General features: G+C 66.6%; 19 protein-coding genes and 1 pseudogene. 11 read left to right on the top strand and 9 right to left on the bottom strand.

Annotated elements, in window-relative coordinates:
- The first annotated feature begins 4 nt into the window (after positions 1 to 4).
- The 4 genes from RZV17_RS18365 (at position 5) to RZV17_RS18380 (ending at position 4,436) form a co-directional block, all read left to right on the top strand.
- Positions 5 to 538 (top strand): hypothetical protein, encoded by a 534-nt coding sequence (locus RZV17_RS18365; protein ID WP_355605523.1) that lies wholly within the window; start codon positions 5 to 7, stop codon positions 536 to 538.
- Between the two features lie 48 nt (positions 539 to 586).
- Entirely contained in the window at positions 587 to 1,345 is a 759-nt protein-coding gene (locus tag RZV17_RS18370; RefSeq protein WP_355605526.1) for an SDR family NAD(P)-dependent oxidoreductase, read from the top strand.
- A gap of 270 nt (positions 1,346 to 1,615) precedes the next feature.
- The gene (locus RZV17_RS18375) at positions 1,616 to 3,817 is read left to right on the top strand and encodes a TonB-dependent receptor (protein ID WP_355605529.1); all 2,202 of its coding nucleotides are present in this window, start codon (positions 1,616 to 1,618) and stop codon (positions 3,815 to 3,817) included.
- Positions 3,807 to 4,436 (top strand): thioredoxin-like domain-containing protein, encoded by a 630-nt coding sequence (locus RZV17_RS18380; RefSeq protein WP_355605533.1) that lies wholly within the window; start codon positions 3,807 to 3,809, stop codon positions 4,434 to 4,436. Before RZV17_RS18375 ends, RZV17_RS18380 begins: the two co-directional genes overlap by 11 nt.
- Positions 4,437 to 4,502: 66 nt before the next feature.
- Here the strand turns inward: RZV17_RS18380 and RZV17_RS18385 are convergent.
- Positions 4,503 to 5,582 (bottom strand): annotated as a pseudogene (locus RZV17_RS18385) (acyltransferase); the annotation flags it as partial.
- 324 nt (positions 5,583 to 5,906) lie between these two features.
- Positions 5,907 to 7,793: an arginine decarboxylase gene (gene speA, locus RZV17_RS18390; protein WP_355605536.1), complete on the bottom strand. Its 1,887-nt coding sequence runs from the start codon at positions 7,791 to 7,793 to the stop codon at positions 5,907 to 5,909.
- A 234-nt stretch (positions 7,794 to 8,027) separates the two neighbouring features.
- Between speA and speE the strand changes: the two genes are divergently transcribed.
- Positions 8,028 to 8,885 carry a polyamine aminopropyltransferase gene (gene speE, locus RZV17_RS18395; RefSeq protein WP_016849677.1) on the top strand — a complete coding sequence of 286 codons (858 nt, stop codon included), beginning with the start codon at positions 8,028 to 8,030 and terminating at the stop codon, positions 8,883 to 8,885.
- 372 nt (positions 8,886 to 9,257) lie between these two features.
- Here speE and RZV17_RS18400 read toward each other — a convergent pair whose 3' ends face one another.
- Positions 9,258 to 9,869, bottom strand: a complete 612-nt coding sequence (locus tag RZV17_RS18400) for a PH domain-containing protein (RefSeq protein ID WP_355605539.1) — start codon at positions 9,867 to 9,869, stop codon at positions 9,258 to 9,260.
- A gap of 192 nt (positions 9,870 to 10,061) precedes the next feature.
- The gene (locus tag RZV17_RS18405) at positions 10,062 to 10,877 is read right to left on the bottom strand and encodes an outer membrane beta-barrel protein (RefSeq protein WP_166752640.1); all 816 of its coding nucleotides are present in this window, start codon (positions 10,875 to 10,877) and stop codon (positions 10,062 to 10,064) included.
- 545 nt (positions 10,878 to 11,422) lie between these two features.
- Between RZV17_RS18405 and RZV17_RS18410 the strand changes: the two genes are divergently transcribed.
- On the top strand, positions 11,423 to 12,079 hold the full coding sequence (locus RZV17_RS18410; protein ID WP_355605542.1) for an RIO1 family regulatory kinase/ATPase: 657 nt from the start codon (positions 11,423 to 11,425) through the stop codon (positions 12,077 to 12,079).
- A 218-nt stretch (positions 12,080 to 12,297) separates the two neighbouring features.
- Here RZV17_RS18410 and RZV17_RS18415 read toward each other — a convergent pair whose 3' ends face one another.
- Both RZV17_RS18415 and RZV17_RS18420 read right to left on the bottom strand, forming a co-directional pair.
- The gene (locus RZV17_RS18415) at positions 12,298 to 14,271 is read right to left on the bottom strand and encodes a beta-N-acetylglucosaminidase domain-containing protein (protein WP_355605545.1); all 1,974 of its coding nucleotides are present in this window, start codon (positions 14,269 to 14,271) and stop codon (positions 12,298 to 12,300) included.
- A gap of 458 nt (positions 14,272 to 14,729) precedes the next feature.
- Positions 14,730 to 15,104, bottom strand: coding sequence for a P-II family nitrogen regulator (locus RZV17_RS18420; protein ID WP_199680230.1), 375 nt, complete (start codon positions 15,102 to 15,104; stop codon positions 14,730 to 14,732).
- A gap of 153 nt (positions 15,105 to 15,257) precedes the next feature.
- Here RZV17_RS18420 and RZV17_RS18425 point away from each other — a divergent pair, with 153 nt between their 5' ends.
- The 3 genes from RZV17_RS18425 (at position 15,258) to RZV17_RS18435 (ending at position 17,808) form a co-directional block, all read left to right on the top strand.
- Positions 15,258 to 15,542, top strand: a complete 285-nt coding sequence (locus tag RZV17_RS18425; RefSeq protein WP_039411142.1) for an accessory factor UbiK family protein — start codon at positions 15,258 to 15,260, stop codon at positions 15,540 to 15,542.
- A 15-nt stretch (positions 15,543 to 15,557) separates the two neighbouring features.
- Positions 15,558 to 17,078: a YifB family Mg chelatase-like AAA ATPase gene (locus tag RZV17_RS18430; RefSeq protein ID WP_355605548.1), complete on the top strand. Its 1,521-nt coding sequence runs from the start codon at positions 15,558 to 15,560 to the stop codon at positions 17,076 to 17,078.
- 220 nt (positions 17,079 to 17,298) lie between these two features.
- Positions 17,299 to 17,808 carry a lipocalin family protein gene (locus tag RZV17_RS18435; protein ID WP_039411161.1) on the top strand — a complete coding sequence of 170 codons (510 nt, stop codon included), beginning with the start codon at positions 17,299 to 17,301 and terminating at the stop codon, positions 17,806 to 17,808.
- A 583-nt stretch (positions 17,809 to 18,391) separates the two neighbouring features.
- On the opposite strand, the gene RZV17_RS18440 is transcribed toward RZV17_RS18435, so the two are convergent.
- Positions 18,392 to 18,568: a hypothetical protein gene (locus tag RZV17_RS18440; RefSeq protein ID WP_068835690.1), complete on the bottom strand. Its 177-nt coding sequence runs from the start codon at positions 18,566 to 18,568 to the stop codon at positions 18,392 to 18,394.
- Between the two features lie 382 nt (positions 18,569 to 18,950).
- On the opposite strand from RZV17_RS18440, the gene RZV17_RS18445 reads away from it, so the two are divergent.
- Positions 18,951 to 20,522 carry an EAL domain-containing protein gene (locus RZV17_RS18445; protein WP_184372059.1) on the top strand — a complete coding sequence of 524 codons (1,572 nt, stop codon included), beginning with the start codon at positions 18,951 to 18,953 and terminating at the stop codon, positions 20,520 to 20,522.
- 398 nt (positions 20,523 to 20,920) lie between these two features.
- Here RZV17_RS18445 and RZV17_RS18450 read toward each other — a convergent pair whose 3' ends face one another.
- Entirely contained in the window at positions 20,921 to 22,042 is a 1,122-nt protein-coding gene (locus RZV17_RS18450; protein ID WP_047692770.1) for an acyl-CoA desaturase, read from the bottom strand.
- Between the two features lie 9 nt (positions 22,043 to 22,051).
- Entirely contained in the window at positions 22,052 to 23,128 is a 1,077-nt protein-coding gene (locus RZV17_RS18455) for a ferredoxin reductase (protein ID WP_355605554.1), read from the bottom strand.
- Between the two features lie 93 nt (positions 23,129 to 23,221).
- On the opposite strand from RZV17_RS18455, the gene fabR reads away from it, so the two are divergent.
- The gene (fabR, locus tag RZV17_RS18460) at positions 23,222 to 23,869 is read left to right on the top strand and encodes an HTH-type transcriptional repressor FabR (RefSeq protein ID WP_039411152.1); all 648 of its coding nucleotides are present in this window, start codon (positions 23,222 to 23,224) and stop codon (positions 23,867 to 23,869) included.
- The last annotated feature ends 533 nt before the right edge of the window (positions 23,870 to 24,402 follow it).

A 24,402-nucleotide genomic window follows, 5' to 3' on the forward strand; every position in this document is an offset into this window, starting at 1 on the left:
GCGCATGCTGCGTCGCTGCGCCGGGCTGTTGCTGGGAACGCTGGCACTGACCGGCACGGCGCAGGCCACCGATCAGATCCGCGACCGCATCCAGATCGACGGCCAGCAGGCAACGTTGCTGGCCGAGCCGTTGTCCGGGCCCCTGGATGACCCGGCCACCTGGACGCGCTTCGTGGCGCACGCACGCAGTGCGATGGGCAGCTGCACCGCCAACTGGCGCGGCTATCGCGCGGACTGGCGTCTGGACGCGCAGCAGCTGGTGCTCGATCGCGTCGTGCTGGGCGCCTGCGCCGATGCGCCACCGACCTTGCCGTTGGAGGTCCTGTTCCCCGGCCAGCCAGCGCCAGTGCCGGCCGTGTGGGTGGATGGCGAAGTGATCGTCGCACTGCCGTCCACCGCGACGCCTGCCACGCACGCAGCGGGCGCCTACGTGGTGCTGCGGCTGCGCCGTGGTCATGTCGTCTCGCGCGAGAGTTTGACCGAAGAAATGCTGCGTGCGCGGCGTGCCGCAATGGCAAGTCCGCCCCCTGCGCTCTGAAACTGCCTTGCAGTGAGTCCTGAATCCCCCGTCCCCCTGGAGTTCCGCATGTCCAAGACCGTCCTGATCACTGGTGCCACCTCCGGATTCGGCAGCGCCGCGGTGCACCGCTTCGCCACCACTGGCTGGAAGGTCATCGCCACCGGCCGACGCGCCGAGCGCCTGCAGGCGCTGGCGGCCGAGCTGCCGGCCGGCCAGGTCCACACCGCCGCGTTCGACATGCGCGATGCGCAGGCCCTGTCGGCTGCCATCGACGCGCTGCCGCCGGCGTTCGCCGACATCGATGTGCTGGTCAACAACGCCGGCCTGGCGCTGGGCACCGCGCCAGCGCAGCAGGCCGACCTGGCCCAGTGGCAACAGATGATCGACACCAATGTCACCGCGCTGGTCACGCTCACCCATCGCCTGCTGCCGGCGCTGATCGCGCGCCGCGGCGCCATCATCAACATCGCCTCGGTGGCGGCCACCTACCCGTACACCGGCGGCAACGTCTATGGCGGCACCAAGGCCTTCGTGCAGCAGTTCTCGCTGGGGCTGCGCGCGGACCTGCACGGCACCGGCGTGCGCGTGACCTCGATCGAACCCGGCATGGCCGAAACCGAATTCACCCTGGTGCGCACCGGCGGCAACCAGGCCGCCTCGGACACGCTGTATCGCGGTGCCACCCCGATGACCGCCGACGACATCGCCGAGCAGATCTTCTATGTCGCCAGCCTGCCGGCCCACTTGAACATCAACCGGCTGGAAATCATGCCGGTGACGCAATCGTTCGCCGGATTTCAGGTGGCGCGCGACGCGGCAACCTGACAGACCTGCGGCAACCCTCATGCGTACGCCTGTCCTCGGCAGCGAGGGCAGGCGTTGTCGTTTCTGATTGCACGTGCGATGCGCCTGCCTCACCCAGCTGCCGTAACGCAGACCGATCTGCCAGCCATGCTTGGCCCATGCGCATTAGCCATCGCTTCTTTACATAGCACTTGCTAAATTGCGGCACATGAGCTGGATGCATGTAAGAACGATGGCGTCCCGGCTTATTTGTTATAAAGTAACATAAATACTTTGCATAGGTTTTGCTTGATGCGTTCGATCACGTCATGGTCCAGTCGCTTTGCTTCGGCGCTGCCGTTGCTGCTGTCTGCCGCCACCCTGCCCTGCGAGGCGGTTGCGTCCACCGAGGGTGAGCAGACCAATGCCGCCACCGCGCCGCAACCCGCAGTGGCGCTGGCCCGTATCCAGGTCAAGGTGAGCACCGCGACGCGTACCGAACGCTTGCTGGCCGACGTGCCGGTGCGCACCGAGGTGCTGCGCCAGCAAGACATCGCACTGCGTGCGGCGACCGATTTCTCGCAGGCGGCCGAACTGATCAACGGGCTGCGGGTGGAGAGCAACTGCCAGAACTGCAATACCTCCGAGGTGCAACTGCTGGGCTTGCCTGGTGCCTATAACCAGCTGCTGTTCGACGGCACGCCGCTGCTGTCCACGCTCGGGAGCGTGTACGGTCTGGAGCAGATCCCCAGCGCCTTCATCGATCGCATCGAAGTGGTTAAAGGCGGCGGTTCGGCGTTGTACGGGCCCGGCGCCGTGGCCGGTGTGGTCAACCTGATCTCCGAGCGACCGGTGCGCAACGGTGGCTACGTGCAGGCCGGCGTGGACGTGCTCAAGGGCAAACCGCAATGGAACCTGGATGGCCGACTGAATCTTGTCACTGCAGACGACCGCTTCGGCGTGGCGGTGGTGGCGCAACGCTCCGACGACGACGGTATCGACTACAACCACGACGGCTACACCGAAATCACCCGCAAGGACCTGCGCCTGGGCGGCGTCCAGCTCTGGTACACACCCACCGCCCAGACTCGCCTGCGCGTCGATTATCAGTACACCGACGAATCGCGACGCGGCGGCAACCGCCTCGGTGTACCCGAATACCTGGCCAATATCGCCGAGTCGTTGCAGACCCGCTACCAGCGCGGTGGGCTAAGCTGGGAACAGGCGCTCAGTGACGACGCCGATTTCCGCATCGGCTATGCCTTCGCCGATATCGATCGCGACAGCTTCTACGGTGGCCTGGGCGAGGTGGTCACCGATCCACGCGATCCCGCCTACGACCCGCGCCAACTCTCCCCGTCGGTTCCCGGCAGCGCGGCAGCGCGGTCCTACGAGCAATACGGCTACACCGAAAATCCGTTGCAGTTTGTGGATAGCCAGTTCAACTGGCGGCTGGGCGCGCACGCAGTGGCCTTCGGCCTCCAGTACAAGCGCGAGACCCTGCGCGATTTCAATCTGGATGCGACCGGCCGGCGCCTGCGCACGCTCGCCGATGCGCGCTTCCGCAACCTGGGCGGCTTTGTCCAGGACGAGTGGGCGGTGGCCGAGCAGGTGGATCTGGTCCTGGGGGCGCGCCTGGACAAGAGTTCGGAACTGGACAACAGCGTGTTTTCGCCGCGCCTGGCACTGGCCTGGCAGGCCACCGCTAACCTGAAGTGGCGCGTGGGTGTGTCGACCGGCTTCCGCGCGCCGGAGATCTTCCTCGAAGACGTGCACGTGGATACGCTCGGCGCCGCACCGGTAAGGGTGCGCAATGCCGAGGGATTGCGCGAGGAGCGCGCGACGACCGCAATGCTTGGGTTGGACTGGCGCAGCGACCCGGCACAGCCACGCTGGAGCTGGGATGCCACCGCCTCGTTCACCCGGCTGCGCGACACCTTCGTGCTCGGGCAGATCCGCAGCGATGCCGACGGCAACCTCTTCCAGCTTCGTGACAATGCGTCCGGCTCGAAGGTGGCGGGACTGGAAAGCAACCTGGCCTGGCAACCGGTGCCGCAATGGCGGCTGAGCGCTGGCATGGCGTGGTATCGCTCGCGTTACGACCAGGCCCAGCTGATCTACGACGATACCGCCGATGGCGGCACCACCCGCATTGCCAGCACGCGCTACCTCAAGACGCCCGACTGGAGTGGGCTGGCCCAGCTCACCTGGCAACCGGCGGAGACCTTTCAGGCCTTTGTGGCCACCCGCTACACCGGTGGCATGGACGCGCTGAACAACCGGCTCGGCGTCCTGCGGCATACCCCGGATTTCTGGAATACCGATCTGGGAGCATTGTGGCACCTGCACCTGGGCCAGACCGGCAGCCAGCAGACCAGCATGTCCTTCGGCGTCAAGAACCTGTTCGATCGACGCCAACGCGACCTGGAAGTGGGCGCCGGCCGCGACAGCGACTATGTCTACGGGCCGCGCTTTGCGCGCTCGTGGTATCTCAACCTGCGCCATGCGTTTTGAGCAGACCCATCCAGGCGTGCTGCACAGGCTGACACTGTGCGCGGTACTGGTTGCCTGCGCACTGCCGGCGGCGGCGCAACAGGGCCCCCAACTGCGGCGGGAAATTGCCGAGACGCTGGTGGTGGCTGATGCCGACCGCATGCGGCCGTTTCGCTGGACCCACGAGCCGGAAGTGATCGCGTTGTACTTCGGTGCCGACTGGTGCGGACCCTGCCACGCGTTCGTCCCCGATCTGATCCGCATCCGCGCGGCACTGCGCCAGACCGGCGCCGATACCGAGGTGGTGTATGTCAGCCAGGATCAATCGCAAGCGCAGATGCGCCGTTACATGCGCCAGCAACAGATGCCATGGCCGGCGATCGACTACCGCCGCATCGACACGCTTCCAGCGCTACGGCGGCTGGCCGGCGCAGCGCCACCGAATCTGGTCCTGCTGGACCGGGCCGGCAACGTACTGGCCAGCGGATGGGAGGGCCGGCGCTACATCGGCCTGACGCCGGTGCTGCGCACATGGAGCGCGCACCTACGGCACGCCGCGGTCGATACGGCGGCAGCGCCGGCACCCCAGCGCGATGCGGCGATGCCCGCACCGTCCAACGATCGACAGTCCAACGAATGAAGGCGTTGGCGTCTGTTCTGGTGGGTCAGTCCCCAAGGCGCCGCTCCCCGGCACCGCGACGGTGGCAAGGTTGCGCAGCCGTAGAAATGGGCGTTCCACCGCATAGTGCAGGGCGGCACCGGCCAGCACCGCAATGCCGGCATAGACCGCACATGCAAATGCACCGCGGCCTTCGAGCGCACTGCCGAACCAGGTCTGGGTGAGGTGGAACATGGCCTTGTGGGTCAGATACAGGCTGTAGGAGATGGCTGCCAGCCACGCTGCGCCCGGCACCCGCAGCCGGCCGAAGGCGCTGCCGGTGGCAGTGCCGGCCAGCACGAGCAATGCCAAGCCCAGCGAAAGCACCGGCCAGCCCACGGCATTGCCGATCAGGCCGGTGCGCTCGCGAAACAACCACATCGCCAGCGCCAGCACCGCCACGCCCGCCAGCAACCACGCGCTGCCGTACTGCTGCAGTCGTTGCCAGGTCTGCGGACGGAAGACCTTCAGCACGGCGAGCATCACACCGGCCAGCAGGCCATCGAGGCGGTTCCAGGTGGGGTAGTAGATATCTTCGACGAACCAGTTGCGCTGCTGGCCACCGCCGATCTGGTCCAGCGCGGTGTTATGCAGCCAGACGCTGGTGCGCAAGGCGATGCCTGCCACCACCACTGCCATGCACAACGCGATGAATCGCCCGGCCGACGGGCGCCGCAGCAACACCATGGCCAGCAGCGGAAACACCAGATAGAAATGCTCCTCCACGCAGAGCGACCAGGCATGCGAAAACGCAGCCTGCTGGCCGTAATCGACGAACAGGTTCAGGGTGAAGGTGGCAAACATCCACCACGGCGCCAACCCGGGCGCTTCGCGAAACCCCGGCCATGTGATGTAGACGATCAGCACCAGCAGAAATGCCGGCAGGATGCGAAAGGCGCGACGCAGGTAGAAATCGGTGAAGTCCAGCCGCTGCCCGCGCGCCAGCGGCGTCAGCACCTGGCTGCCGATCAAAAAGCCGCTCAGCACGAAGAACAGGTCCACGCCCATCCAGCCATAGCGCGACAGCCACGCCCAGTCCGGCCCCAGCCCGCCGACCACGAACGAATGGAACAGCATCACCCAGACGATGGCGATGGCACGCAGCAGGTCCAGGGCGGGATAGCGCATGCGCACGCTCGATGACCGAAGGACGTCGATTGTGCCGCATGGCCGGTGTGATGGCGCCGGGATGTGGCGGCCGTGTCGTTGCCTTTGCATCGGGCAGCGCCGCCCGGGCATGCCATGCGACCGCAGATGGTCCCTGCCGGTGATGCGCGCATCGCCATCCATCAGCCGCAACGCAGGTGCAGGTCAACCTGGTGGGGGTACGACACCAGCACCGCGATCGTCGCGCCATCGCAGCAGCTGCTGCCGCTGCCATTCCAGGCGAGCGGCGTGACACGGCTCCAGCGCCCTACTGCGCGCCACGGCAGTGCCGCAGCGCGTGCACGATCAGCCCAACGGTTCGTCGGACAGATAGGTGTAGCCGGTCAGCCCGGCTTCCAGCGCGTCGCTCAGTTCCTTTGCGCGCTCCGGTGGCAGCTGCGCGGCGGCGATGCGCTCGGCGTAGGTCGCGCGCAGCGTATCCAGCTGATAGCCCACGTAGTCGAGCATCACGTCGGTGGTATCGCCGCGACGCTGCTGCGCGATGCGATAGCCATCGCCATCCACCGCCACTTCCACCGCGTCGGTATCGCCGAACAGGTTGTGGATGTCGCCGAGAATTTCCTGGTAGGCACCGACCAGAAAGAAGCCGATGCGGTAGCTCTCGCCCGGGTTCAACGTGTGCAGCGGCAACGAGCTGTCCAGGCTCTCGTTCTCGACATAGGTCTTGACCATGCCATCGGAATCGCAGGTCATGTCGGCGATGATGCCGCGCCGCTGCGGCGCTTCGTTCAGGCGTTCGATCGGCACGATCGGAAACACCTGGTCGATCGCCCACACATCCGGAATCGACTCGAACACGCTGAAGTTGACGAAGTACTTGTCCACCAGCCGCTCGTTGAGCTCGTCCAGCACCGGGCGGTGGCTCTTTTCGTCGAAACTCAACCGCGCACGCACGCCGTGCGCGATGGCATAGAACAGGTCATCGATACGCGCACGATGGGTCAGGTCGATCTGGCCCAGGGCGTAGGCACTCAAGCCTTCGGCATGGAAATGCTGCGCCTCCTGGAACAGTTCCACCGCCGGGCGCACATCCAGTTCGTCGTGGATCTCGCGCAGGTGGCGGATGGCCGCCGGTTCATCGTCGTGCGCGTCGGGCACGCGGCCTTCCGGTGCCTGCTCCACTTCGGAGACATTGGCGATCAGCACCGCATGGTGCGCAGTCATCGCGCGCCCGCATTCGGTGACGATGCGCGGCGGGGTCAGGCCGTGCTCTTCGCAGGCGCTGGCCAGCGGCTGCACGATGTTGCTGGCGTACGAGTGCAGGCCGTAATTGATCGAGCAATAGCTGCGCGAGCGGGTGCCTTCGTAATCGATGCCCAGGCCGCCACCGACGTCGACATGGCTGATCTTGGCGCCCAGCCGCGAAAGCTCCACGAAATAGCGGGTGGCCTCGCGCATGCCGTTGGCGATGTCGCGCACGTTGGAGATCTGCGAGCCCATGTGGAAATGCAGCAGATTCAGGCTGTCGGCGTACTCGGTGTCGCGCAAGGTCTTCCACAGGTCCAGCACCTGCCGCGGCGACAGCCCGAACTTGGCCTTGTCGCCACCGCTGTTCTGCCACTTGCCCGCGCCCAGCGAGGCCAGGCGCATGCGCACGCCCAGGCCCGGCTTGACGTCCAGCGCGCGTGCTTCTTCCAGCACCAGCTTCAGCTCGGAAGGCTTTTCGATGACGATGAAGGTCTGCAGGCCGAGCTTGCGCCCGATCAGCGCCAGGCGGATGTATTCGCGGTCCTTGTAGCCGTTGCACACGATCAGCCCGCCCGGGCGCGACAGCGCCAGCACCGCCATCAGCTCCGGCTTGCTGCCTGCTTCCAGCCCGAAACCGTCGCCGTGGTGGCCGGCCAGGGTACCGGCCACGCCGCGGTGCTGGTTGACCTTGATCGGGTACACGGCGGTGTAACCGCCGGCGTAATCCCACTCCGACTGCGCCTGCGCAAACGCTGCCTGCAGCTTGCCCAGGCGCTGGCCCAGGATGTCCGGAAAGCGCACCAGCAGCGGCAGCTTGGCGCCGGCCGCACGCGCGGCGTCCACCACTTCGGGCAGCGACACCGACGGGCCGTCGGCGGTCGGGCTGACCACCACGTGGCCGGCGGCGTTCACATCGAAATACCCATCGGCCCAATGCGGGATCGAGTAGGTCTTGCGGGCTTGGTCGAGGGACCAATCGCTCATTTCGCTGTCTCGGCTGGAATAAAAAAGGGCGTGAAGTGTAACGCCTGGCATGCGCAGGGTCCGTTACAATCCGCGCCGACTTCACGCCCCTCTCCTGCTGGAGCGGGGTGGAATGCAGGTTCAGCCGCTGCGCAGGTTGACTGCACGAGGCTGCGCCCGACCCTCATCCGGCGCTTTGCGCCACCTTCTCCCGGTGGGAGAAGGGACAGCTCCCCTTCTTTTCAGGATTTTTGCATGAGCGCCAACGACAACTGGTACATCGAACACTTCCAGCCCACCGGGTCGGCGATCGGCTTCCGCATCAGCGGCAAGCTGGACGAGGTGCAGTCCCCGTTCCAGAAGATCGAGATCTACCAGACCACCGATTGGGGCAAGCTGATGCTCATCGACGGGGCGGTGATGCTGACCAGCCGCGACAACTTCTTCTATCACGAGATGATCAGCCACCCGGCGCTGTTCACCCACCCCGCGCCCAAGCGCGTGGTGATCATCGGCGGCGGCGACTGCGGCACCCTGCGCGAGGTGCTCAAGCACCCCGGCGTGGAAAGCGCCACCCAGTGCGATATCGACGAGCAGGTCACCCGCATGTCGGAGAAGTATTTTCCCGAGCTGTGCGATTCCAACCACGATGCGCGCGCCGAGCTGCTGTTCGACGATGGCGTGGCCTACATGGCCAATTGCCCGGCCGGCAGCGTGGATATCGTGATCGTCGATTCCACCGATCCGGTGGGCCCGGCCGAGGGCCTGTTCAACAAGGCGTTCTACGAGAGCTGCTTCAAGGCGTTGAAGGACGACGGCATCCTGGTGCAGCAGTCCGAATCGCCGCTGGCGCTGCTGGACCTGATCAACGAGATGCGCACCGAAATGGGCAAGGCCGGCTTCCAGTCGTTCAAGACCCTGCCGTTCCCGCAGCCGTGCTACCCCACCGGCTGGTGGAGCGTGACCATGGCCAGCAAGCAGGCCAAGGCCGATTTCGCGTTCCGTCAGGACGCCGCGCAGGCCAAGGGCTTCGACACGCTGTACTACACCGCCCACCTGCACACCGGCGTGCTGGTCGCCCCGCCCTTCGTGGCCAAGGCACTGGGCGAGTAAGCGCGGCGAGCAACCCTTCGCCTGCGGGCGCGGACGGCGCGCGCAGGCGCGATGCTTGACATGGTTGCGGCCGATTGACGACACCGGCCGCAACAGTCTGGCAGTGACGCCCCGGGCTATCGGCAGCCGCCCGTTGACGCGACTGCCTGCACGCCCGCAGCGCGCGGGCTGATCTGCCAATGCGTTGCGCCTAATGTGCTGGCGCACCGATGCCGATGGTGCGGCGATGCGCCGCTCACGTTCCCTCGAACGGCGATCGATCGACAGTGCAGCCGTGCGCGGGATGCATCGGTCTTGCGCGCCATTGCAGCGTCACGCTGCCGTCGATGCCGCTGCCCATGCCATGCCGACCAATGTATGGGACCGCGCAGCCTATAACCGGGCCAGGACTTCCGTCTTCTTGGCGTCGAATTCGTCCTGCGTGACCAGCCCCGCATCCAGCAATTGCTTGAGCTTGCTCAACACCTGCACCGGATCGTCTGTGGCGGGAACGGCATCGGCCTGAGATGGCACTGCCGCCCCTTGCGCACCCGGCGCATGCACCACCACGCCACCGGCCGCCGCACGCAACTTGTCGATCTCCAGCTGCTGGCGCTTTTCGTAGGCCGATTCTTCCACCTGCTGCGCATAGGCATACACGCGCCGCGCCTGCTTCTTGGGCAGGCTGTCGATGGAGGCGGAGGTGCCCTGGGTAGTGCGGCACATGATGGTCGCCCCGAGCATCTGTTCGCTCATGTGCACATCGAGCACCTCGCGCCAGGGGAAGTCGCGGAATGTCATGCCGAACAACGTGGGGTAGACCACGATGAACCTGCGGTTGGTCAGCACCACCGCATCCGGCGACAGGTTCATCACCATCTTCTTCTGCACGGCGATGTACTCGACCTGCTCGTCGCGGGTCAGCAACTCACTGACCTTGGGCAGGATCTTGCCGACTGCCACCGGATCCTGCTCGTCTGTCAAAAACTGCGCCACTGCGTCCATAGGCCCTCGCCAACGGCTGAATCACTGCGTTGACCACGACACTACAACAACCTGCATGGATGGCTATGCAATGCCGATGAGCTCCGGCGGCACGGCGTCACCTGCGCTGCGTTCGACTGCGCAGCTGATGCAACGCTAGCTCACGAAAAAGGGCGGACGTTGCCGCCCGCCCTTCGTGACCGTCGCCCCGCATCAGAAGCGGACTTCGGCTCCGAAGCTCAGCACTTCGGCACGATTGATCGTGAGGTCCTCGTAGTCATCGTAATACTCGTCAGCGTAGACATAATTCGTGTAAAGCGCGCTCAAGCTGACGTGCTTGCCGATATCTACGCCAAGACCGGCGCCGACGTAGGCGCCATAGACGCGCTCGTTGTAGTCCTCACCTTTCGCTTTGCCGCCCCAATAGCCCAGCCGCACGAGCGCAAAAAGGGGAACATCGCCAAAGTTGAAGCGCGCCGTTCCACCGATGCTGCCAAAATCCACATTGGGAATGACGACAAAGCCATCCGCATCCTTGGAACCATCCACTTTCCCGGTTGCGGCTTCGATGCCGATCAATGTGACCGGACCTGCGCGCCAGCGGTAGCCAACGTTAAAGCCCTGCATATCCTGCTTGCCGTTTTCAAACACCTTGGCTTTGCCACTCTGCACGCCAAGGAACAGGCCGCTCTTGAGGCGCTGCTCTTCTTCGCGCGGCGGCGGCGGTACGTAGGCCGGCGCGACTGGCGCCGCCACTGCCGACGCCTGCTCGGTCACCGTGCTGAAACCGCCGGATTCGCCTGTGCCGGTGCCAGTGCCGCTTCCACCGACGGCAACCGGCGCGCCGCCGATGCCGGCTTGCGAGGTGCGCGACGACTGCGCTACCGGCGCGCTCGCGTCCTGGGCGCCGGTCTGCTGCTTTTGCTGTTGCCGGTAGCTGTCCCAGCCGCGCGACAACGATTGCGCCGAGGCCTGTGCCGTGACGCCGAAGGCCGTGCAGGCCAACAGCAGTGTTGCGGTCCTTTTCATCGTTTCCCCCAATGAGTCGTACTCCATCGTTCCCGCATCCTTGCGCACGCAGGGGTCACCTGACGGCGTCTGGAAGTGGCGCAGTTGCTGTCGAATTCGGGGCTTTCCCGGCATCACCGGATGTCGTGCGACACCGATCCAGGCGCCGTCCCTGAGAACGTGCCCGTACTAACGCGTGATGCAGCCCCCTGACCGCAGCCGGCACAGTGTCTGGAGTCTCAGCAGCTGTCAAGAAAAGATGTGACAGCCTGCGCCTGGTTGAAGCGATCGCAAGTCAGGCGCTGATCGAAGCGGGCAGAGGGCACCGCCGACGCCAGTTTCTGCCCGCGCACGCGCGGCCCCACGCGATGCCGGCCAATCTTTCGGGTCGAGGCCGCCAAGCACTTGATTAGCAACGCCGTTCCACCTCCGGAACATTTCATTTGTTAAACAACTGTAATTTCAATACTCCCAAGTTCTAAAATTGCGCAGACCGATCCCTCGCGATCATCGTGAACCTGCGCAACGCGTGACATCTCCGCGCCGCCAAGGTCCGGAGAACTGCCATGCACTACCAACCGCTGGACGTGCCCAGCCTGCACGTTGTCACGCCCGTGTTGCTCAAGCAGGGCACCCGCCTGCTGGAACCCGACGTCTACCGCACCCACGTGGATGGGCAACTGGCGGTGGTCAAGGACTACGGCCGCTACCGCCGCACGCTGCTGGCGCCGGTCGCGCGGCTGATGGTGCGTCACGAGGCCAGGATGCTGGAACAGCTGAAGGGCTGGCGGCATGCGCCGGCCCTGCTCGGCACGCTGGGTGGCCTGGCGCTGGGCATGGAGTTCATTCCCGGCGACACGCTCAGCGCCAGCGCGGTGGTGGGCCAGGAGGTCTTCCAGCAACTGCAGCAGGCCTTGCGCCGGCTGCATGCGTTCGGCATCACGCATAACGATCTGCATGGCACCAATGTGGTGGTCAGTGCGGGCGTGCCGGTGCTGATCGATTTCACTTCGGCGTGGCGATTCCCGCGCTGGTTGCGTCGCGGCACGCTGGCGCGTCAGCTGCAGCGCAGCGACGTGGCCAACTTCCAGAAAATGCGCCAGCGCCTGGCCGGCATCGCACCGACGGCCGACGAAGCCGCACACAGCGCCGAACCGCGCTGGGTGCATGCCGTTCGCAGCGGCTGGAAGCGGCTGTATCGGCGTCTGAAAGGCACTGCGTAACCGGCGCTGCTGACCGGGAGCCGCTTTGAGCGGCTGGCCAACATTGTGACGTCATCCGCTGCGCCGATTGCATCGGTTTGATCTGCAGCGCGGAACATCCCCGAGTGCTCTGTGCATACCACGTGCTGCGACGCGGATGGCTAGGGCGCTCCCGCATTTGCCTGCACCGCGACGCGAACAGTCACCCAGGCGCGTCGCGGTGCCTGCGCACCAACCCATCACTTTGCTGCTGCCGAAGCGGCAACTGCCGGCGTGCGATAGGCGATCAAGCTCGGTGCATCGGTGACAAAGCGGTCGAGCACGCCGTCGGCGATCTTGACCGGGCCCCCGAAGCGGGTGGCGCCGGGAATCGATGGAATGGCTGCCGCTTTGGCGGCAAGCGCAGCCGCGTCCTCAAACAACGCCGGTGCCTCGGTGGCGCCGCGATTGGCGGCATCCAGCCCGGCTGCGGTCTGCTGCAGGGCGCGGCCCCAACCTTCCATCGCCTCCAGCCAGGGACGCGATTGCGCGGCAAAGCCCTTGTCGGCCACGCCGTCGCGGATGATCTGCGGCGCGGCGGCCATCTCGTCGGCCGTACGCGCCAACTCGGCAATCGCCTGCGTGCGCGCGGCCGCACCGCCCAGCGCGATCGCTTCGCGCACATGGTCGAGCACGGCCTTCAGCCGTGGCGCCTGCTCCTGCCACGGCTGGCTGCCGAAGGTGGGCGCCAGGTGCTGGGTGTCGAAGAAGGTCAGCAATGCCGCGGTGACGCGCGCATCGCCGCCGGCCAGATCGCGCGCCGCCGCATGCCAGGTACGTTCTGCGTCGTAGCCTTTGTCGTTCCAGGCGAAGGCGGTCAAGCCCATCACCGCCACGCGGCTGGGCACTTCCTGGTTCATCGGGTTGGAGACGATGCCCGACAACTCGGCCGACAGGCCGGCCTCGCGCCGCGCGTACGGCGCCATCAGCAGGCGCCCGGCCGAGGTTTCGAAATCGTTGACCGGGTAGTTGTCCCACAGCAGCGTCTTGCGGCCGAACGCCTTGGTGGCGGCGCGCGCATCGGGAATGGAAATGGCCGGCGGCACCACGTCGGTGCCGGTCCACTGCACCACGATCTTCGGGTCCAGATGCTTGCGCAGCGCTTCCTTGTACGGGGTCTCCTTGGCGTCGTAATACTCGGTCGGCACCATGATCAATTCCGACGCTGCATCGTGCCGCGCAACCAGATCGGCCTGCACCAGATTGAGCAGGTGCGATTGCGCGATGCCCGCCGCCTGCGCGCTGGACTCGCCGAAGGTGGCCTTGTCGCGTTCGCAGTTCCACTTGGTGTATTCGATGTCGTCCAGCGCCACATAGAAGCTGCGCACGCCCAGCGCGCGGAACGCATCGAACTTGCGCAGCAGTGCCTTGGCGTCGGCGGGATCTGAGAAGCACACGGTCGGGCCCGGTGAGATCGCGTAGACGAAATCGACGTGATTGCGCTTGGCGGTGGCAGCCAGCTGGCCGAGCGCCTTCAAGGTCGGTTTCGGATACGGCTCGCGCCAGCGGTCGCGCGCGTACGGATCGTCCTTGGGGCTGTAGATGTAGGTGTTGGCCTTGGTACGGGCAAGAAAGTCGATGTGCTTGCTGCGGTCGCTCATCGACCACGGCGCGCCGTAGAAGCCCTCGATCGTGCCGCGGATCGGCATGGCCGGGTAATCCTGGATCGTCAGCGTCGGGATGGCCGGCCGCGCGAGCAGTTGGCGCAGCGTCTGCGCGGCGTGGAACAGGCCATCGCCGTCGTGGCCGGCAAGGGTGATCAGGCTGCCGCGATCGAGGGCAACGCTGGCCAGCGTGTAGCCCTCGGTGTGCGTGTCCTGCACGGCCTTGCTGCGCGTCAGCGCGTCGTGCACCACTGCTGCATCGCCGGTGCCGAGCACGATGTGCGGGCGGTCCAGCGTGGCGGGCAGGCGCGTGGCAGTGGCAATGTTGCTGACGCCGGCCGTGGTGAGGATGCTGCGCACCAGCGCGACTGTGGCCTTGTCCGCGCTAGGCGCGACCACTAGCACCACGGACCGGCCCAGGCTGATCGTCTCGCCATCCAGGGTGATCGATACCGGGGCCGGAAAGATCGCCGGCTGGGTGACCGGCTCGGCCAGCGCCGATGTCGCCAGGCCCAGCGCCACCACCATCGGGAGCAGGCGCAAGCCCGACTTGCCACTGCGTCGCTTCATGTCCGAACTCCGGTATTGGAATGGTATTAACGCCTAGAGTAGGCAAGTCGCTACGCGGGGACAAGAGCAGCGCCTTGCCATAGGTCGAGTCCGTTTTGCGCGTAACGAAATCTGCTGTCGCGAGGCATTCCCGCAATACAGGACCGGCGCCGCGCAGCCTGCAGGCTGCGGTATTGAAATGGTATGAGGCGAGATGGCTACGCGGCTCAGAGCAACAGCCGACTCGCGGTCAACGGATACTTGTCGGTACCGGTAGGGGCGCCGCTGGCTGGTACGTCGCTTAAGGAGGCAGCCGTCAGGCAGCCGCAGTCCGCGTCGCGCGAACCGTTTGGCATCACGGGCTGGGCCGGCTTGTCGTCGATCGGGCCCGTTGATGCCGACACCTTCGACCCAGGCATCACGGTCGCGCGGAGACCGGCAACGCCGCCGCAGGCTCGGCCTACGGCGTGCGCTCACTCCTACAGCGCGTCGCTATCCAGCTCGCCGGTGCGGATGCGCACCACCGTGCCCAGGTCGTAGACGAACACCTTGCCATCGCCGATCTTGCCGGTACCGGCCGCCGCCACGATGGCTTCGACCACGCGCTCGGCCTGGTCGTCGGTCACCGCCACTTCGATCTTCACCTTGGGCAGGAAGTCGACCACGTATTCGGCGCCGCGATACAGCTCGGTGTGACCCTTCTGCCGGCCGAAGCCCTTGACCTCGGTCACCGTGATGCCTGCCACCCCGCAGCCGGCGAGCGCTTCGCGCACATCGTCGAGCTTGAACGGTTTGACGATGGCCATGATCATTTTCATCGGTGCAGATCCCAGGGCATGACGGCCGCGCAGCATACCGTGGACGCAGGCAACACTCATCTAATGCGGCAGCGCCGTCACCGCGGACCACAGCCGAATGGGACTATCCTTACCGCCTGCCGACTGCCTTGCCGATGTCCCGCGTGTCCCGGCCTGCACTAGGCTTCCTACGGACCTGCGGAGAACACCATGATCGATTTCAATCAGCTCGACGACCTCGCCCGCCGCCTCAGCGACCTGGTGCCACCGGGCCTGCGTCAATCGCGCGAAGAACTGCAGAGCACCTTCAAGGGCGCGCTGCAGGCCGGCCTGGGCAAGCTGGACCTGGTCACCCGCGAAGAATTCGACGTGCAGCGCGCGGTGCTGCTGCGCACGCGCGAAAAACTCGACGCGCTCGAACAGGCCGTCGCCGCACTGGAAGCGCGCGCAGCGGGCGCACCGCCCAGCGCCGCTGCCAGCGCCGACAGTCCCTGAGCTGAGCCGCCCACCATGAGTCTGGCGCTGGTGCACAGCCGTGCCCGCGTAGGGGTGCAAGCGCCCGAGGTCCGGGTGGAAGTGCATCTCTCCGGGGGTCTCCCCTCCACCCAGATCGTGGGCCTGCCCGAGGCGGCGGTGCGCGAATCGCGCGAACGCGTGCGTGCGGCCCTGCTGTGTGCCCAGTTTGAATTCCCGGCGCGGCGCATCACCATCAACCTGGCGCCAGCGGATCTGCCCAAGGACGGCGGTCGCTTCGATCTGCCGATTGCGCTTGGCATCCTGGCTGCCAGCGGGCAGATCGACCGGCAGGCGCTGGCCGAGTACGAATTCCTAGGCGAGCTGGCGCTGACCGGCGAGTTGCGCGGCGTCGACGGCGTGTTACCGGCGGCCCTGGCGGCCGCGCAGGCCGGGCGGCGGCTGATCGTGCCGCTGGCCAATGGCGCCGAGGCCGCCATTGCCGGGCATGTCCAGGCCTTTACCGCACGTACCCTGCTGGAGGTATGCGCCGCGCTCAACGGCACCCAGCAGGCACCAGCCGCCGCGCTGGCGGTGGCCACCCTGGGCACAGCGGCCCTGCCCGACATGGCCGATGTGCGCGGCCAACCGCACGCACGCCGCGCACTGGAGATCGCCGCCGCGGGGGGCCACCACTTGCTGCTGATGGGCAGCCCCGGATGCGGCAAGACGCTGCTCGCCTCGCGCCTGCCCGGCCTGCTGCCGGACGCCAGCGATGCCGAGGCGCTGGAAACCGCCGCCATCCGCTCCATCAGCGGGCGCGGGCTGGATCTGGCGCGCTGGCGGCAGCGGCCCTACCGATCCCCCCATCACACCGCCAGTGCGGTCGCCCTGGTCGGTGGTGGCACGCATCCGCGCCCCGGCGAGATCTCGCTGGCCCATAACGGCGTGTTGTTTCTGGACGAGCTGCCCGAGTGGCAACGACAGACGCTCGAGGTCCTGCGCGAGCCGCTGGAATCGGGGCTGGTCACGATCTCGCGGGCGGCGCGCAGCGTGGATTTCCCGGCACGGTTCCAGCTGGTTGCCGCCATGAACCCGTGCCCGTGCGGCTGGGCCGGCGATGGCAGCGGGCGCTGTCGCTGCAGCAGCGACAGCATCCGCCGGTATCGCAGCCGCATCTCCGGGCCGCTGCTGGACCGCATCGACCTGCATGTCGATGTACCGCGCCTGCCGCCGCAAGCGCTGCGCAGTGGCAACCCGGGCGAGGACAGCGCCAGCGTGCGTGCACGCGTGGTCGCCGCGCGGCAGCGCCAGCTTGCGCGCGGCCCGCTGCCCAACGCACGCCTCGACCAGCCGGACACCGATCGCCACTGCCGCCTGCACGGCGACGACCAATTGCTGCTGGAGCGCGCGATCAAGCACCTGCAACTGTCCGCACGCTCGATGCACCGCATCCTGCGCGTGGCGCGCACCATCGCCGACCTGGACGACAGTGCCGTCATCGCCACACGCCACCTGACCGAAGCCATCGGCTATCGCAAGCTCGATCGCGCGCTTGCCCCTGCCAGCGCGGCCTAGCGGGGCGGCCGGAAATGCCGGAACCGTGCTGCGGCGATTGGAGCAACACAAGCGGCTTCCGCACGCCCTGAGTGATGTGCGACTGCGGGCAGTGATACGCGACTGCGGGCAGCGCCGCGCGATGCTTGGTCGCCGCATCGAGCGCAAGGCGGGACATCGCAACATCCACTTCATGGCGCTCCGCGTACAACGTCGGCCACTCCATTGCGCAGAGGCCGTCATGAGCCGACATCCCGACCTGACCACCGTTCCGTCGCTGGATCTGAACCGCTATCTGGGCACCTGGTACGAGATTGCACGGCTGCCGATCCGCTTCGAGGATGCAGACTGCACCGACGTGTCGGCGCACTATTCGCTGCAGGACGACGGCAGCGTGCGCGTGCAGAACCGCTGCCTGACTGCGGCGGGCGAGCTGGAAGAGGCCGTGGGAGAGGCCCGCGCCATCGACGACACGCACGGCCGGCTGGAAGTGACGTTCCTGCCCGAAGGATTGCGCTGGATTCCCTTCACCAAGGGCGATTACTGGGTGATGCGGATCGATCCCGAGTACACCGCCGCCCTGGTGGGCAGCCCCGATCGTAAGTACCTGTGGCTGCTGGCGCGGCTGCCGCAGCTGGATGAGAACATCGCCCAGGCCTATCTGGCGCAGGCGCGCGAGCAGGGGTTCGATCTGGCGCCGCTGATCCACACCCCACACACCGGACGGTTGACCGAACAACCGCTTCCCTGAAACCCCGCGAGGTACCAGCGCTGCTGCGCGATAGCCGAGCAGTTGCACGGTGCCCCGTTCGACCTGCCTCCTGCAGCGCCTGAGTGCAAGCGCGTGCAACGGATAGCCAACTGATCCGGGGCACGTTCGACGACGCAGCATCCGCGCCACGCACGCACGCTCGCAACGCCGCACATGCGACGCTGCAGCATGTCGCCCGGACTCGGCTGGCGCGCCGGCGTGACTGCGGCGACAGCCGCCGCAACGTCGTCCAGCCCGCGACGCGAGTTGACGCATGCGGCACCACGCCATTCGGATTTCCCGGCCAGCAGTCAGCAGCGGGCGATCGCAACACCGCACAAGCAAACTCGGCGGCACGCTCCCCAGACTACGCGGGCGCGCCGGCTTGACTGCGGCGACAGCCGCCGCAGCGTCGTCCAGCCCGCGGCGCGAGCTGACGCATGCCGGACCACACCCTTCCTCTCCCGCCGGCAGCCTTATGAGAACGGCCGGGCCCGGACCAGCACTACCAGATCGGCAGCGCCATCCTGACCCGGCCGCACCGGTTCATGCGCGCGATGGGCGGCCATACCGCCCGGCCGGTTTACCCGTTGAGGGTGCCCAGATCCTTGGCCGCGGCCTGCGCACCTTCCAGGCTATCGAAGGCCACGCCGGTATCGCCCACCACGTACTTGATCAGTTCGCCATCGCGCGTGGTTTCGTGCATCTTGAAGATCGGCACTGCGTCGGTGCCGCCGACGCGTTCTTTCTGCGTTGTCATGGTGATTCCTCCAGTGAGAGCGCCTTGCAGGGGACCGGCTGGCCCCGCAGCCCGCGGTGGCGAGCACAGACGTACCGACCCTAGCGCGCCCATGCGTGCAGGCGCGTGAATCCCTCCAGCGCAGCGGCCACCCTATGCGTACATGGTCCGCCGCAAGAAAATCACAGCGACTTCGCTCCGCGGACGCGCGCAATGCACGCGTGTGTCGTACATTCGCGACGTGCAGCCTCATCCGTCCACTTCCGTTGTTCACCTAACGCCGTTACGGCGCACTGCCTGGCGCGGTGGTAGTGCCATGGCACTGGCTCGATGCGTGCTGCGCCACCGGCATCATGCAAGGCCGTGTGCGTGAGCTGGCCTGTATGTCGATGCGGGTGAGGACATGAAGCGTCAACGCATCATCAGTCTGACCGTGCTGCTGGTGGTGCTGTGCGCAACGCTCCCGATCGGACTGTCGTATTACCTGGCCTGGCGGCTGGCGCTGTCGCGCGAGGAGAGCAGGCTCAGCCAACTGGCGGCGCTGTCGATCCGGCGTACCGACACGGCCTTCGACGAAGCGCATGGCGCGTTGTTGAGCATGGCCGCCTCGCAGGCGCCGCCCTGCTCGCCCGCACATCTGGCGCAGATGCGCGCGCTGGTGCTGACCAGCCATTACATCGTCGAGCTGGGCCACTTTCGGCAACGCTGGCTGCGCTGCACCTCGTGGGGGCAGTTTCCCGACAACATCCCGCAGACCGCTCCGGATTTCGTGGTCAAGCGCGGCATTGCAGTGACCACCCGGCTGCTGCCGCTGGCCAATCCGCAACATCCGTTGATGGCGCTGCAGCTGGGCAACTACAACGCGCTGATCAATCCGAACACGCTGGCCGACATCAACATCCCGCCGGGCCTGCAGCTGGCGATCGGCACGCCAGACGGCCAGGTGCTCAGCAGCACCGGCACCGCGGCCGAACAGTTGCTGGTGGCGCCGCCCGCCGACGCCGCCACGTCCCGCACCGACGGCGACACCCAGCCACAGGTGCTGTACGGCCGCGACCGCCGTGGCGACTGGGCGGCGGTGGTGACCGAGCCGGCGGCCTATCTGCGCGGGCCGCTGGCCGCGGCACGCCTGCAGGTGATGCCAGCCGGCATCGCGGTGGCCGTGCTGCTGGTGGGTCTGGTGCTGTGGGTGTCGCGGCGCCGCCTCTCGCCGCTGGCACGGCTGGAGATTGCGGTGCAGCGCGGCGAATTCATCGTGCACTACCAGCCCATCATCTCGCTCGATAGCGGCCACTGCGTCGGTGCCGAGGCACTGGTGCGCTGGCAGCAACCCGACGGCGTGCTGGTGCCGCCGGATGCCTTCATTCCGCTGGCCGAAGAAAGCGGGTTGATCCTGCCGATCACCGATCTGGTGGTGGCCGAGGTCATCCGCGAGCTCGGCCCCACCCTGGCCGCCGACCCGACCCTGCATGTGGCCATCAACGTGTCGGCCGACGACATCAAGAGCGGCCGGGTGCAGTCGGTCCTGGCGCAGGCGCTGCAAGGCACCGGGGTGGACAGCGGACAACTGTGGGTGGAGGCGACCGAGCGCAGCCTGATGGATATCGACGCGGCGCGCACCACCATCACCCACCTGCGCGGCGCCGGCCACACGGTGTCGATCGACGATTTCGGCACCGGCTATTCGAGCCTGCAATACCTGCAGGGGCTGCCGCTGGATGCGCTGAAGATCGACAAGTCGTTTGTGGACACCATCGGCACCCACTCGGCCACCAGTTCGGTGACCGCGCACATCATCGAGATGGCCAAGACGCTGCAGTTGCGCACCATCGCCGAGGGCGTGGAGCGCCAGGAACAGCTGGATTACCTGCGCGCGCATGGCGTGGACCTGGCGCAGGGCTGGCTGTTCTCGCGCGCGCTGCCGGCAACCGGCTTTATCGCCTACCACGCGCAGACCCGCAGCGCGGCGCACTGATCCACTCGGCGGCATCACCCGCACGTGCCGGGTCGGCTCGCTGCAGCGGTGGGTCGAAGGCAGATTTGCCGCCGCGTCGCGCGCCCATCGCCGACCGATATGGGCTGGCGCTGTGCGCGTCATCGACAGACACGCGCGAGCCGATCATCCAACCACGACGGGAAAGTCGGTGCTGCGCCCGACCAGGCTGCGTGCGCAGCGCATCCTGCTCCAGCTGCGCGCCCAAGTGTTGGCCACCATCGCCGCAAGACAGCGACGGGCGCTGCCCATGGCCGAACAAGGCACCAGCCTGCGTGCGAGAACCCAGGACTGGACATCTCCACCACCATTGCCACGCGGCCTACCTGCAAAAAGAAAGGCCGCCAATGGCGGCCTTCCGATAGCGGCAGCGCGCCCGATCAGGCGCTCTGCAATGCGCCGCTGCGTTCGCGCACCGGCTTGGGCCGGCTGGGAAACGCATGCCGCACGATCCGCCACATCACCTGGCCAAACTGCCGCGGCAGCGAGCCGGTGTTGTAGTGCTGGCCGTAACGGGCGCAGATCTGCCTTACCTCGACCGCAATCTGCGCGTAGCGATTGGCCGGCAGGTCCGGATAGAAGTGATGTTCGATCTGGTGGCTCAGGTTGCCCGACAGCACGTTCATCAGCTTGCCGCCGGTCAGGTTGGACGAACCGCGCAGCTGACGCAGGTACCAGTGACCGCGCGACTCGTTGCGGATCGATTCCTTCGGAAACACTTCCGCATCGGCGGTGAAGTGGCCGCAGAAGATGATCACGAAGGTCCAGATGCTGCGCAGCACGTTGGCGGCCAGGTTGCCCAGCAGCACGGTCAGGAAGAACGGGCCGGCCAGCGCCGGAAACACGATGTAGTCCTTGAGCATCTGGCGGCCGATCTTGCGGCCCACCGGCAGGAACGAGGCGCGCAATTCGGCCGCCTTCATCTTGCCGGCGAACCAGCGGCCCAGGCGCAGGTCCTGGATCGCCACGCCCCATTCGAACAGCAGCGCAAAGACCACCGCGATGAACGGCTGCATCAGGTAGAACGGGCGCCAGCGCTGCTCGGGGAAGATGCGCAGCAGGCCGTAGCCGATGTCGTCGTCCATGCCGCGCACATTGGTGTAGGTGTGGTGCTTGAAGTTGTGCGTCTTGCGCCAGTTGTCGCCGGTGGCGACGATGTCCCACTCGTAGGTGTTGCCGTTGAGCTGTGGGTCACCCATCCAGTCGTACTGGCCATGCATGACGTTGTGGCCCAGCTCCATGTTCTCCAGGATCTTGGACAACGTCAGCAGCAGCACGCCGGCGATCCAGGCCGGGATCAGCACGCTGTGCACGAACGCACCCAGAAACAGCAGCGTACGGCCGGCCACGCCGGTCCAGCGCACGGCCGCCACGATGCGGCGGATATAGCGCGCATCGTCGGCGCCCACCTGGCGCTGCACGCGGGCGCGGATGGCATCGAGTTCGTCGCCGAAGGACTGCAGTTCGGCAGCGGACAGGGCACGGTTGTGGACTCGGCTCATGAGGGTTCCTTACAGATCCAGGATCAGGTCAGTGCTCGGGGCACTGATGCACAGGCGGACCTGTGCGGTGGGTTCGTTGCTGCGCTCACCGGTCAGCAGGTGGCGCGTGGTGCCGGCCTGGCGCGCGCAGGCGCAGCTGTTGCAGATGCCCATGCGGCAGCCGTGCTTCGGCCGCAGGCCCTGGGCTTCCAGTCCTTCCAGCAGCGACTGGCCGCGCGGCAGGGTGAGCGTACGGCCGCTGCGTGACAGCTGGACCTGCACCTGCCCGGCTTCGCTTTCGTCCAGTGCCGGCACGCTGAAGGCTTCGGCCTGGAAGGCGGCCACGCGCCCTTGCAAGCGCTCGCGCGCCGCCTGCACAAAACCGCCCGGGCCGCAGGCCATCACATGGCGCCGGTCCAGCGCGGCAATCTGCTCCAGCGGATAGCTGTCCACGCGCGCGGCCGGTGCCTGGCCCTCGCGAGTGGTGAGAAGGCGCACGTGCAGGCGCGGATGCGCCGCAGCCATCGCCTCGAACTCATCCATGAAGCAGGCTTCGTCGCGCTGGCGCACCCAGTACAGCAGGTCCACGTCCACCGGCATGCCGGCCTGTGCGGCGGCCTGCAGCAACGCACGCATCGGGGTGATGCCCGAGCCGGCGGCCAGCAACAGCAACGGGGTGGGGGTAGCCGGCAGCAGCATGTCGCCAAAGGCCGGGTCCAGCGACACCACCGTGCCCAGCGCTGCATCGCGCGCCAGGTACCGGCTGACCTGCCCGCCTTCGATCGCCTTGACGGTGATCGCCAGGCGGCCGTCGGCCAGCACGGTCGGGCTGTAGCTGCGCAGCAGGCGGCGGCCATCGATCTCCACGCCAACGCTGACGTGCTGACCGGCCTGCAGACCCTGCCAATGGCCATTGGGCTGCAACACCAGCGTCACCGCATCGCGGCTGGCGGCGCTGCGTCCGACCAGGCGGGCCATCGGCCGCTCCAGCGTCCACAGCGGGTTGATCCGGGTTGCCCAGAAATCGAACAGCTGCGGCGACACCAGGCGGCGCGCCAGCCGTGCAGGCAGGGGGGACTTGGACTTGGGAGTGGATGCCAGGCTCATAGGGTGCACTATACGCGTGCATGCACACGCGTGTATACAGTTGTATATCGGCCGGAAGCGCTATGATTCATGCCCACGCCCGGCTGCTGCCTCATGACTTCCATCGCCCTGCCTTCCCACGACGCGCCGCCGTCACGCAAGCCGGCGATTTCACGCGAGGACCTGATCGCCGCGGCGTTGTCGCTGATCGGCCCGCACCGCAGCCTGTCCACCCTGAGCCTGCGTGAAGTGGCGCGCGAGGCCGGCATCGCGCCGAACAGCTTCTACCGCCAGTTCCGCGACATGGACGAGCTCGCCGTGGCCTTGATCGACCTGGCCGGGCGCTCGCTGCGCACCATCATCGGCCAGGCGCGCCAGCGCGCCACCTCCACCGACCGCAGCGTCATCCGCGTCTCGGTGGAAGCCTTCATGGAGCAGTTGCGCGCCGACGACAAGTTGCTGCACGTGCTGCTGCGCGAAGGTGCGGTGGGTTCGGACGCCTTCAAGCAGGCGGTGGAGCGCGAGCTCACCTACTTCGAAGACGAGCTGCGGGTGGACCTGATCCGCCTGGCCGCCGCCGACAATGCCAAGCTGCATGCGCCGGCGCTGGTGTCCAAGGCGATCACCCGGCTGGTATTTGCGATGGGCGCGGTGGCGATGGACTCCCCGCCGGAAAAAGACCCCGAGCTGGTCGAACAGATCTCGCAGATGCTGCGCATGATCCTCACCGGCGCGCGCACCCTGGGCACGCACGGCGGCTGATTGTTCGCGTTGGCGATGGCGTTGCCGCGAACGAGCAGCGGCATCGGCGCATGGACCAGCGCACACGCCGATGCTGAGCACGCCGTACATACCGTCTGACAAATGCTTGCTACGTGCTGTCGGCGTGCTTCCTCTGCAATGCCTGACATCAGGTCAGCGCCGGATACCGACCGTCGCATTCAAATCCAATACCGCCTTGCGGTCGTTACACAGCTGCATTCTCTTTCGACTATCCGAAAGATAATCCGAAAAATAATTGCATAAAGTACTTGCGCAATGAAAAGGACGCAGGTAATGTTCGCGCCCTCGGCAGGTACGCCTGCATTTTCAACGAACCGACCTCATGCCCCTGCTCCATTCCGCCACATTCAATCGACTGCCCAGCGCGCACCGCGCGGCGTCGTTTGTGCGCACGAAGAAAGCAGCCGTGCGTATCACCCGATTCGACTGATGTCCTGACAAGGAGATCGGTCACCCGATCTCCGAGGCAAGCGAACGCCCTCGGATGCTGCATCCGGGGGCGTTTTTCGTTA

The organism is Xanthomonas cannabis (genome assembly GCF_040616535.1).
GTDB lineage: Bacteria > Pseudomonadota > Gammaproteobacteria > Xanthomonadales > Xanthomonadaceae > Xanthomonas > Xanthomonas cannabis.

Excerpts from the sequence above, each read along its gene's own strand:
- RZV17_RS18365 (WP_355605523.1), top strand. The coding sequence starts at position 5 with ATGCTGCGTCGCTGCGCCGGGCTGTTGCTGGGAACGCTGGCACTGACC.
- RZV17_RS18370 (WP_355605526.1), top strand. The coding sequence starts at position 587 with ATGTCCAAGACCGTCCTGATCACTGGTGCCACCTCCGGATTCGGCAGC.
- RZV17_RS18375 (WP_355605529.1), top strand. The coding sequence starts at position 1,616 with ATGCGTTCGATCACGTCATGGTCCAGTCGCTTTGCTTCGGCGCTGCCG.
- RZV17_RS18380 (WP_355605533.1), top strand. The coding sequence starts at position 3,807 with ATGCGTTTTGAGCAGACCCATCCAGGCGTGCTGCACAGGCTGACACTG.
- speA (WP_355605536.1), bottom strand. The coding sequence starts at position 7,793 with ATGAGCGATTGGTCCCTCGACCAAGCCCGCAAGACCTACTCGATCCCG.
- speE (WP_016849677.1), top strand. The coding sequence starts at position 8,028 with ATGAGCGCCAACGACAACTGGTACATCGAACACTTCCAGCCCACCGGG.
- RZV17_RS18400 (WP_355605539.1), bottom strand. The coding sequence starts at position 9,869 with ATGGACGCAGTGGCGCAGTTTTTGACAGACGAGCAGGATCCGGTGGCA.
- RZV17_RS18405 (WP_166752640.1), bottom strand. The coding sequence starts at position 10,877 with ATGAAAAGGACCGCAACACTGCTGTTGGCCTGCACGGCCTTCGGCGTC.
- RZV17_RS18410 (WP_355605542.1), top strand. The coding sequence starts at position 11,423 with ATGCACTACCAACCGCTGGACGTGCCCAGCCTGCACGTTGTCACGCCC.
- RZV17_RS18415 (WP_355605545.1), bottom strand. The coding sequence starts at position 14,271 with ATGAAGCGACGCAGTGGCAAGTCGGGCTTGCGCCTGCTCCCGATGGTG.
- RZV17_RS18420 (WP_199680230.1), bottom strand. The coding sequence starts at position 15,104 with ATGCTGCGCGGCCGTCATGCCCTGGGATCTGCACCGATGAAAATGATC.
- RZV17_RS18425 (WP_039411142.1), top strand. The coding sequence starts at position 15,258 with ATGATCGATTTCAATCAGCTCGACGACCTCGCCCGCCGCCTCAGCGAC.
- RZV17_RS18430 (WP_355605548.1), top strand. The coding sequence starts at position 15,558 with ATGAGTCTGGCGCTGGTGCACAGCCGTGCCCGCGTAGGGGTGCAAGCG.
- RZV17_RS18435 (WP_039411161.1), top strand. The coding sequence starts at position 17,299 with ATGAGCCGACATCCCGACCTGACCACCGTTCCGTCGCTGGATCTGAAC.
- RZV17_RS18440 (WP_068835690.1), bottom strand. The coding sequence starts at position 18,568 with ATGACAACGCAGAAAGAACGCGTCGGCGGCACCGACGCAGTGCCGATC.
- RZV17_RS18445 (WP_184372059.1), top strand. The coding sequence starts at position 18,951 with ATGAAGCGTCAACGCATCATCAGTCTGACCGTGCTGCTGGTGGTGCTG.
- RZV17_RS18450 (WP_047692770.1), bottom strand. The coding sequence starts at position 22,042 with ATGAGCCGAGTCCACAACCGTGCCCTGTCCGCTGCCGAACTGCAGTCC.
- RZV17_RS18455 (WP_355605554.1), bottom strand. The coding sequence starts at position 23,128 with ATGAGCCTGGCATCCACTCCCAAGTCCAAGTCCCCCCTGCCTGCACGG.
- fabR (WP_039411152.1), top strand. The coding sequence starts at position 23,222 with ATGACTTCCATCGCCCTGCCTTCCCACGACGCGCCGCCGTCACGCAAG.